This is a genomic window from Quisquiliibacterium sp. (genome assembly GCF_982640115.1).
Window position 1 is genome coordinate 1 of the sequence record NZ_CEXFHW010000165.1, and the last position, 8,744, is coordinate 8,744.

Below are 8,744 nucleotides of genomic sequence, written 5' to 3' on the forward strand. Positions count from 1 at the left end.
GCCGCGATGTAGGCGTAGTCGAGGTTGGACAGGCCCTCGCCGGTCTCGGCATCGGGCAGGAAGAAGTTCCACAGGCCCTGACGCTTGGCCTCGTTCTTGGCCTCTTCGAGCAGCTCGAGCTGGCCCGGCACATAGCTCCAGCGGTCGGCCCGGCCTTCGCCGAGCGCGTGGAACTTCTCGGACATGGGATCGACCACCTCGCTCACGAAGCGACGAACCTGCTCGAGCAGGGGCATCGACTTGTCGCTCATGCGCAGGTCGTTGAGGTCATCCTGGGGGGTGGTTCCGAAACCGGAACCGGCGTTGGCGGCTTTCTGCTGCATGATCGGTCTTTCTCCATCGACTGGCGGGTTGGCCGGGTGGCCCCATTGTCCACAAGACCGGCCGTCGCGCCATGCCAGCGAACCGGGGAATGGAAGTGTCCGTCCCGCCGACCGAGCGCCCCCTTTCAGGAGACCCGTTTCATGCAAGCCCAGACCATCGACACCGGCACCCAGGACCTGCTCGCCTCGCTGGAGGCGGGGGTGCTCACCCTCACCCTGAACCGGCCCGAGGCGCGCAACGCGATGTCGCGCGAGATGACCGAGGCGCTCTCGCAGCAGCTCGCCCGCGCCGAGCTCGACAATGCGGTGAAGTGCGTCGTGCTCACCGGCGCCGGCAAGGGCTTCTGCGCCGGGGGCGATGTCAAGGGCATGGCCGCGCGCGGTGACGGCACCGTGGGCAACAACACCATCGATGGCGCCATCCACCGCCAGCGGGTGAACCAGCGGGCCACCGCGGGCAAGCTGTTCAAGATGCCCAAGCCGACCCTCGCGGCGCTGCCGGGCGCGGCGGCCGGCGCCGGCCTGTCGCTTGCCCTGGCCTGCGACCTGCGGGTGATGGCCAGCACGGCCATCATGACCACCGCCTTCGCCAAGGTGGGCTTCTCGGGTGACTACGGTGGCACCTACTTCCTCACCCAGCTGGTCGGCTCGGCCAAGGCCCGCGAGCTCTATTTCCTGTCGGACCGCATCGGCGCCGACGAGGCGCTGCGGCTCGGGCTTGCCAACTGGGTGTGCCCGCCGGAGGAGCTCGCCGCGCGCACCCGCGAGATCGCCCTGCGCCTGGCCAGCGGTCCGACGGTGGCCTACCGGTACATGAAGGAGAACCTGAACCGCGCCATGGCCGGCGAGGTGGATGACTGCCTCGATCTGGAAGCCACCCACCATGTGCACTGCGGCCAGACCGAAGACCACCGCGAGGCCACCAAGGCCTTCGTGGACAAGCGCGAGCCGGTGTTCAACGGCCGCTGAGCCGGCTCAGCCCGCGAGCAGCAGCGCGGCCACGCCGGCCACCACCAGGGCGATGCCCAGCGCCTCGGCGGCGCTGGCACGCTGCGCGAACAGCTGCCGCGAGATCGCCTGGGCGAAGAGGATCTCGACCAGGGCGAGCGTGCGCACCGCCGCGGCGCTCTGCAGTGCGAAGGCGGTGAACCAGCACAGGGATGCGAACGAGCCGAGCGCGCCGGCCGCGAGCGAAGGCCGCCAGGCGCGCAGGATCTCGCCCATGGTGCCGGGCGAGCGTAACCGCAGCCAGGTGGTGAGCAGCGCGCTCTGCACCGCCAGCCCGATCACCAGGGTGATGGCGGCACGCACATGAAAGGGGTCATCGCCGAGCGCAACGATCGCGCCGCGAAAACCCACCGCCGACAGCGCGAAGATGGCGCCGGCCGCGATGCCCAGGAGCGCCGCCCGCAGTCGCGTGCCGGGCTGGGCCTGCGCGCCCGAGGTGGACATCAGCAGCACCCCGGCGGTGGCCACCAGGATGGCCAGGATGGCCAGCGCCCCGAGCCGGTCGCCCAGAAAGACGAAGCCCAACACCGCCACCAGCACCGGCTCGGACTTCACGTAGGCGGTGGCCACGGTGAACGAGCGCAGCTGCATGGCCGCGAGCATGAGCGCGGTGGCGATGATCTGGCTGACCCCGGCGACCACCACCCAGGCCCAGAACAGACGGTCGAAGCGCGGCTCGCGCAGTGGCGGCGCGGTGGCCAGGATGAGGACCACGAAGACGCAGGCGAAGGGCAGCCCGAAAAGGAAGCGCACATGGGTGGCGCCCACCGTGCCCAGCCGCGCGGTGAGGCTGCGCTGCATGGCGTTGCGGAAGGTCTGCGAGCAGGCCGCCACCAGGGTGAAGACCACCCACAGCCAGACGGGCGGCTCGGCGAGGCTCATCGGAGCAGCCGCCAGCCAAACGCTGCGGCTGCCAGGCAGCCCAGGAGATGGACCGCGCTGTGCAGGACCGCGGCGCCAAGCTCGCCGCGCTGCACCAGCGCCAGCGACTCGGCCGAGAAGGTGGAGAAGGTGGTGAGCGCCCCCAGAAAGCCGGTGACGGCGAACAGGCGCCAGGCGGGCGACAGGTCGGGGTGGGACTCGAACCAGGCCAGCGCCATGCCCACCAGGAGCCCACCGGCGAGATTGGCGGCGAGCGTGCCCAGTGGCAGGGCGGTGCCCGGGCGGTTGAGCCAGAGCCCGAGCAGCCAGCGGCTCCAGGCGCCGAGCACCGCGCCCGCGGCGACCGCCAGCGCGCCCGACAGGCTCACGCTGATGCTCCGGCGCGAGAGACCCCCTGCGCCCACGACCCGCTCACGAGGCCGGCCACCGACGGGCCGCCTGCTCGTCGCTGTCGCGGGCCTCGACCCAGCGCTCGCCCTGCGGGGTGGCCTCCTTCTTCCAGAAGGGCGCGCGGGTCTTGAGGTAGTCCATGACGAACTCGCAGGCGGCGAAGGCCTCGCCGCGATGGGCCGAGGTGACCGCCACCAGCACGATCTGGTCGGTGGGCGCGAGCGGACCGACCCGATGAACGATCAGCAGGTCTTCCAGACGCCAGCGTTCACGGGCCTGATCGCAGATGGTCTGCAGGGACTTCTCGGTCATGCCGGGATAGTGCTCGAGGGTGAGCGTGGCCACGCCCTGCCCGTCGTTGAGGTCGCGCACGGTGCCGATGAAGGCGGCCACCGCGCCGACCCGCGGGTTGCCCGCGCGCAACCGGGCGATCTCGGCGCCGACATCGAAATCCTCGGTCTGGACCCTGACGGTCATGGCGCGCTCCGGGCTCAGCCGCCGGTGACCGGCGGAAAGAACGCCACCTCGGCGCCCGCCGGGATGGGGGTGTCGGCCTGCGCCATCACCTGGTTGACCGCGATGCGCACCGCGCGCTCGGGGCCCAGGGCCTGCGCCCATTGCGGACCGCGCGCACGCAGCTGCTCGCGCAGCTGGCCGGCGGTGAGACCGGGCGCCGGCGCCTCGATGAGCTCGCGCCCGGTGCCCAGCGCCTCGCGCAGGCTGGCGAAGAACAGCACGGTGAGGGTCATGAGAGGAGATCGGTGAAGGCGAGGAAGCGGACGGTGTCGCCACGGGCGATGGCGCTGGCTGCGGGCGTGTCGACCAGGCCGTCGCCCCAGACCGTGGAGGTGAGCACCGCCGAACTCTGGTTGGGGAAGAGATCGAGCCCACCTTGCGGATTGATTCTAGCCCGCAGGAACTCGCGCCGGCGATCGGGTCGGGGCCAATCGAAATCGGCACGCATCGCCCGTGACGGGGCGGCCACCGCGCTCATGCCCTGCAGCCTGAGCACGAAGGGCCGCACCAGCAGCAGGAAGGTGACGAAGCTGGACACCGGATTGCCGGGCAGGCCGATGAAGTGGGCGTGATCGCCCACGGCGCGCCGCAGCCGGCCGTAGGCGAGGGGCTTGCCCGGCTTGATGGCGATCTGCCACTGATGGAGCTCGCCTTCGGCCAGCACCGCCGGGCGGACATGATCCTCCTCGCCCACCGACATGCCACCGGAGGTGATGACCAGATCGCAGCGGGCGGCAGCCTCGCGCAGCGCGGTCCGGGTGGCCGGCAGGCTGTCGGGCACGATGCCCAGATCGGTGACCTCGCAGCCCAGGGCGCGCAGCAGCGACACCAGCACGAAGCGGTTGCTGTTGTAGATGGCGCCCGGCGGCAGCGGCTCGCCGGGCATGACGAGCTCGTCGCCGGTGAAGAAGCACCCCACCCGCACCCGCCGGCGCACCGGGATGGCGGCCAGACCCACCGAGGCCGCCAGGCCCACCGCCTGCGGGCTGAGCCGGTCGCCGGCGCGCAGGATCACCGATCCGCTGAGGATGTCTTCGCCCCGGCGCCGCACCCACTCGCCGGACTGCGGGGCATGGCGGATCACCACCGCCTCGCCGTCGGCCTCGCACTGCTCCTGCATGATCACCGCGTCGGCGCCCGGCGGGATGAAGGCGCCGGTGAAGATGCGCGCCGCCGTGCCCGGGGCGAGCGGTTCGCCGACATGGCCGGCCGGGATGCGCTGCGAGACCGGCAGCCGCGCGCCGGGGGCAGGCACATCGGCCGCGCGAACCGCATAGCCGTCCATCTGGGTGTTGTCGGCCGAGGGGACATCAATGCCGGAGCGCAGGTCGGCGGCCAGCACGCGGGCGGCCGCCTCGAGCGTGGGCAGCGACTCGGAATCGGGAACCGGCTCGGCCCGCGCCAGCAGGTCTTCAAGGGCCTCGTCGAGAGGGCGCAGCGGTGGCGGCATGATGGGATGCGAAGTGGGAGCGGATGAAAGCGGCGATGGCATCCGGGCTGGCAAGATCGAGACAGGGCAGCGGGCAGGCCATGGGGATGTCGGATGCCACCGCGACGATATGCGGGTCGGCGGGGTACAGCAAGGGATGGCCGAGGGCGGGCCGGTGGACCTCCAGACGGGGGATGGCCGCGCGCTTGTAGCCCTCCACCAGCACCAGCTCGCACGGGCCAAGGCGCGCCAGGTGCTCCTCGAGCCCCGGCTCGGGCTGGTCGTGGAGCTCCTGCATGAGCGCCCAGCGCCGCGGCGAGCCGAGCAGCACCTGGTGGGCGCCGGCCTCGCGCAGCCGGTGCGAGTCCTTGCCGGGGCGGTCGAGGTCGAAGCCGTGGTGGGCATGCTTGATCAGCGACACCCGCCAGCCGCCGGCCGAGAGGCGCGGAATCAGGGCCTCGATCAGGGTGGTCTTGCCCGACCCCGACCAGCCGGCGATGCCGAAGACCTGCATGGGCCGCGCGGCGCCGCCGCTCAGTCGCAGTGGCTGGCGATGAACCGCTTGAGCCCGTCGGTGTCGACCGCCATGCGCGTGGCGCGCTGCGGCAGGTCTTCGATGCCCTGGAAGGCGGCCGGCCGCTGCGGCTCGATGCCGATCGCCTCGCGGATGGTCTCGGCGAACTTCACCGGCAGCGCGGTCTCGAGGCAGACCATGGGCACGCCCGGCTCGCGCCACTGCTGGGCCACGAACAGGCCGTCGGCGGTGTGCGGATCGACGACCACGCCGTGCTCGCGATGCACCTGGGCGATGGTGGCCAGGCGATCGGCATGACGGCTGCGGCCCGAGGCGAAGCCGAACTCGGCGATGCGCGCGAAGGCGGGGTCTTCGGCCAGGCTGAAGCCGCCGGTGGTCTCGAGCTCGCGCCACAGCGCGGCCACCCGGGCGCCGTCGCGCCCGAGCAGATCGAACACGAAGCGCTCGAAGTTGGAGGCCTTGGAGATGTCCATGGACGGACTGCTGGTCTGGCGGGTCTCGGCGGTGGCGCGGGCCCGGTAGACGCCGGTGCGGAAGAACTCGTCGAGCACATCGTTCTCGTTGGTGGCCACCACCAGCCGCCGGATGGGCAGACCCATCATGCGCGCGATGTGACCGGCGAGCACATTGCCGAAGTTGCCAGAGGGCACGCAGAAGGACACCGGCTGCCCGACCTCTTCGGCCACCGCGAAGTAGCCGCGGAAGTAGTACACCACCTGGGCCACCACCCGCGCCCAGTTGATGGAGTTGACCGTGCCGATGGCGTAGCGCGCCTTGAACGCGAGATCGGCCGACACCGCCTTGACCATGTCCTGGCAATCGTCGAAAACGCCGTCGACCGCGATGTTGAAGATGTTCGGATCCTGCAGGGAGAACATCTGCGCGCGCTGGAAGGGGCTCATGCGGCCATGCGGCGAGAGCATGAACACCCGGATGCCGCGACGGCCGCGCATGGCGTGCTCGGCGGCGCTGCCGGTGTCGCCCGAGGTGGCGCCCAGGATGTTCAGCTGCCGGCCCTCGCGGGCCAGGGTGTACTCGAACAGGCCGCCGAGCAGCTGCATGGCCACATCCTTGAAGGCCAGGGTGGGCCCGTTGGACAGGCCGAGCAGATGCAGGTCCGGGGCAAGGCGACGGGCCGGCGTGATCTCGGGCGAGCCGAAGACCTCGGCGGTGTAGGTGCGCTCGACGAGCGCGCGCAGGTCGGCAGCCGGAATGTCGGTGGCGTAGCGCGAGAGCACCTCGAAGGCGAGCGCCGGGTAGCTCAGCGAGCGCCAGACGGAGAGCTCGGCGGCGTCGATGCGGGGATAGCGCTCGGGCACGACCAGACCGCCATCGGGCGCCAGGCCACCGAGCAGGATGTCGGTGAACTCGGCGGGCGCGAGCCCGCCGCGGGTGGACAGATAACGCATCGGCGGGCCGCTCAGTTCAGCTCTTCGAGGCGGATGCGGGTCACGCCGGACAGGACCGTGGACAGCGCCTGGATGCGGGCGATGGCGGCATCGACCCGGTTCTCGATGGTGCGATGGGTGAGCAGGATGATGTCGGTCTGGTTCTCGCCCTCGGCCGGCTCGCGCTGCAGCACCGCGTCGATGGAGATGGCCGCGTCGGCCAGGATGCGGGTGATGTCGGCGAGCACGCCGGGCTCGTCGGCCACGCGCAGCCGCAGGTAGTAGGCGGTCTCGACCTCGCCGATCGGCAGCACCGGCAGGTCGGAGAGCGACTCGGCCTGGAAGGCGAGGTGCGGCACGCGGTTGCCGGGGTCGGCGGTGAGCATGCGCGCGACATCGACCAGGTCGGCGATCACCGCGCTGGCGGTGGGCTCGGCGCCGGCGCCCTTGCCGTAGTACATGGTGTGGCCCACGGCATCGCCCTTCACCCAGACCGCGTTCATGGCGCCCTCGACATTGGCGATCAGGCGCCGCTCGGGGATCAGCGTGGGATGCACCCTCAGCTCGACGCCGATGGCGCGGCCGTCGACCACCCGCCGGCGGGTGACGCCGAGCAGCTTGATGCGGTAGCCGAGCTGCTCGGCGTAGGTGATGTCGGCGCTCTGCAGGCCGGTGATGCCCTCGATGTGCGCCTTGCCGAACTGCACCGGGATGCCGAAGGCGATGGCCGAGAGGATGGTGATCTTGTGGCCGGCGTCGACGCCCTCGATGTCGAAGGTGGGGTCGGCCTCGGCATAGCCGAGCTGCTGGGCCTGCGCGAGCACGGTGTCGAAGGACAGGCCCTTGTCGCGCATCTCGGACAGGATGAAGTTGGTGGTGCCATTGATGATGCCGGCGATCCAGTCGATGCGGTTGGCGGTAAGGCCCTCGCGCAGCGCCTTGATGATCGGGATGCCGCCGGCCACCGCGGCCTCGAAGGCGACCATCACGCCCTTGCGCGAGGCGGCGGCGAAGATCTCGTTGCCGTGCACCGCGAGCAGCGCCTTGTTGGCGGTGACCACATGCTTGCCGTTCTCGATCGCCGACATCACCAGCTCGCGGGCGATGCCGTAGCCGCCGATCAGCTCGATCACGATGTCGATCTCGGGGTCGGCCACCAGCGCGCGGGCATCGGCATCGACCCGGGCGCGGCCGGCCACCAGCGCGCTGGCGCGGGCGGTGTCGAGGTCGGCGACGCGGGTGATCTCGATGCGCCGGCCGGCGCGGCGGGTGATCTCGGCGGCATTGCGTGACAGCACCTCGAAGGTGCCACTGCCGACGGTGCCGATGCCCAGCAGGCCGACGCGTACCGGCCCGAATTTCTCGACGCTCATGATGTGCCCTGTGAGGACGCGCAGCCAACGGCGCGGCGCGCCGGGGCCGGCGGAGAGAGGAGGCTCAGGCGGCCAGCTTGATCAGGCCGTCCTTGCGGAACATGTCGCGGATGCCACGCACCGCCTGGCGGATGCGCTGCTCGTTCTCGATGAGGGCGAAGCGCACATGGGTATCGCCGAGCTCGCCGAAGCCCACCCCCGGGGAGACCGCCACCTTGGCCTCGTTGAGCAGCTTCTTGGCGAACTCGAGCGAGCCCATCGCCCGGTAGGGTTCGGGGATCTCGGCCCAGATGTACATGGAGGCCTTGGGCACCTCGACCGGCCAGCCGGCTTCGATCAGACCGCGGGCGAGCACATCACGGCGACGCTGGTACTTGAGGCGGACCTCCTCGACGCAGTCCTGAGGGCCCTCGAGCGCGGCGATGGACGCGACCTGGATCGGCGTGAAGGCGCCGTAGTCGTGGTAGCTCTTGATGCGCGCGAGCGCGGCCACCAGCTCGCGATTGCCCACCATGAAGCCGATCCGCCAGCCGGCCATGTTGTAGCTCTTGCTCATGGTGAAGAACTCGACGGCGACATCACGCGCGCCGGGCACCTCGAGGATGGAAGGCGCGCGGAAGTCGTCGAACACGATGTCGGCATAGGCGAGATCGTGGACGACGATGATGTTGTGCTCGCGCGCGATCTCGACCACCCGCTCGAAGAACGGCAGATCGACGCACATCGCGGTGGGATTGCTGGGGAAGCCCAGGATCATCATCTTGGGCTTCGGGATGGACTCACGGATGGCGCGTTGCAGTTCATCGAAGAAATCGACGCCCGGCGTCATGCGCACCGAGCGAATATCGGCACCCGCAATCACCGCGCCGTAAATGTGGATCGGGTAGCTCGGGTTGGGCA

10 protein-coding genes and 1 pseudogene are annotated in these 8,744 nt (G+C 70.6%); 1 reads left to right on the forward strand and 10 read right to left on the reverse strand.

Annotated features, from left to right (window positions below; translation table 11 throughout):
- Positions 1-323, reverse strand: a pseudogene (locus AC2H6A_RS15565) (hypothetical protein); the annotation flags it as partial.
- Between the two features lie 141 nt (positions 324-464).
- Here AC2H6A_RS15565 and AC2H6A_RS15570 point away from each other — a divergent pair.
- Entirely contained in the window at positions 465-1,292 is an 828-nt protein-coding gene (locus AC2H6A_RS15570) for an enoyl-CoA hydratase (protein WP_484274590.1), read from the forward strand.
- Between the two features lie 6 nt (positions 1,293-1,298).
- On the opposite strand, the gene AC2H6A_RS15575 is transcribed toward AC2H6A_RS15570, so the two are convergent.
- The 9 genes from AC2H6A_RS15575 to AC2H6A_RS15615 form a co-directional block, all read right to left on the reverse strand.
- Positions 1,299-2,213: an EamA family transporter gene (locus AC2H6A_RS15575; RefSeq protein ID WP_484274592.1), complete on the reverse strand. Its 915-nt coding sequence runs from the start codon at positions 2,211-2,213 to the stop codon at positions 1,299-1,301.
- Complete coding sequence (gene crcB, locus AC2H6A_RS15580; protein WP_484274600.1) at positions 2,210-2,575, reverse strand: fluoride efflux transporter CrcB; 366 nt, start codon at positions 2,573-2,575, stop codon at positions 2,210-2,212. The genes AC2H6A_RS15575 and crcB overlap by 4 nt, the downstream gene beginning before the upstream one ends.
- Positions 2,576-2,624: 49 nt before the next feature.
- On the reverse strand, positions 2,625-3,080 hold the full coding sequence (gene moaE / locus AC2H6A_RS15585; RefSeq protein ID WP_484274593.1) for a molybdopterin synthase catalytic subunit MoaE: 456 nt from the start codon (positions 3,078-3,080) through the stop codon (positions 2,625-2,627).
- A gap of 14 nt (positions 3,081-3,094) precedes the next feature.
- Positions 3,095-3,352 (reverse strand): molybdopterin converting factor subunit 1, encoded by a 258-nt coding sequence (moaD, locus tag AC2H6A_RS15590; protein WP_484274594.1) that lies wholly within the window; start codon positions 3,350-3,352, stop codon positions 3,095-3,097.
- Positions 3,349-4,569, reverse strand: a complete 1,221-nt coding sequence (locus AC2H6A_RS15595; RefSeq protein ID WP_484274595.1) for a molybdopterin molybdotransferase MoeA — start codon at positions 4,567-4,569, stop codon at positions 3,349-3,351. Before AC2H6A_RS15595 ends, moaD begins: the two co-directional genes overlap by 4 nt.
- Complete coding sequence (gene mobB / locus AC2H6A_RS15600) at positions 4,532-5,062, reverse strand: molybdopterin-guanine dinucleotide biosynthesis protein B (RefSeq protein WP_484274596.1); 531 nt, start codon at positions 5,060-5,062, stop codon at positions 4,532-4,534. Before mobB ends, AC2H6A_RS15595 begins: the two co-directional genes overlap by 38 nt.
- Positions 5,063-5,082: 20 nt before the next feature.
- Positions 5,083-6,492: a threonine synthase gene (gene thrC / locus AC2H6A_RS15605; RefSeq protein ID WP_484274597.1), complete on the reverse strand. Its 1,410-nt coding sequence runs from the start codon at positions 6,490-6,492 to the stop codon at positions 5,083-5,085.
- An 11-nt stretch (positions 6,493-6,503) separates the two neighbouring features.
- The gene (locus tag AC2H6A_RS15610; protein ID WP_484274598.1) at positions 6,504-7,844 is read right to left on the reverse strand and encodes a homoserine dehydrogenase; all 1,341 of its coding nucleotides are present in this window, start codon (positions 7,842-7,844) and stop codon (positions 6,504-6,506) included.
- A 64-nt stretch (positions 7,845-7,908) separates the two neighbouring features.
- Positions 7,909-8,744, reverse strand: an 836-nt coding sequence (locus AC2H6A_RS15615) for an aminotransferase class I/II-fold pyridoxal phosphate-dependent enzyme (RefSeq protein WP_484274599.1), incomplete at its 5' end; no start/stop codon positions are given.

Coding starts and splice junctions, on each gene's coding strand:
- AC2H6A_RS15570 (WP_484274590.1), top strand. CDS start 465: ATGCAAGCCCAGACCATCGACACCGGCACCCAGGACCTGCTCGCCTCG.
- AC2H6A_RS15575 (WP_484274592.1), bottom strand. CDS start 2,213: ATGAGCCTCGCCGAGCCGCCCGTCTGGCTGTGGGTGGTCTTCACCCTG.
- moaE (WP_484274593.1), bottom strand. CDS start 3,080: ATGACCGTCAGGGTCCAGACCGAGGATTTCGATGTCGGCGCCGAGATC.
- moaD (WP_484274594.1), bottom strand. CDS start 3,352: ATGACCCTCACCGTGCTGTTCTTCGCCAGCCTGCGCGAGGCGCTGGGC.
- AC2H6A_RS15595 (WP_484274595.1), bottom strand. CDS start 4,569: ATGCCGCCACCGCTGCGCCCTCTCGACGAGGCCCTTGAAGACCTGCTG.
- mobB (WP_484274596.1), bottom strand. CDS start 5,062: ATGCAGGTCTTCGGCATCGCCGGCTGGTCGGGGTCGGGCAAGACCACC.
- thrC (WP_484274597.1), bottom strand. CDS start 6,492: ATGCGTTATCTGTCCACCCGCGGCGGGCTCGCGCCCGCCGAGTTCACC.
- AC2H6A_RS15610 (WP_484274598.1), bottom strand. CDS start 7,844: ATGAGCGTCGAGAAATTCGGGCCGGTACGCGTCGGCCTGCTGGGCATC.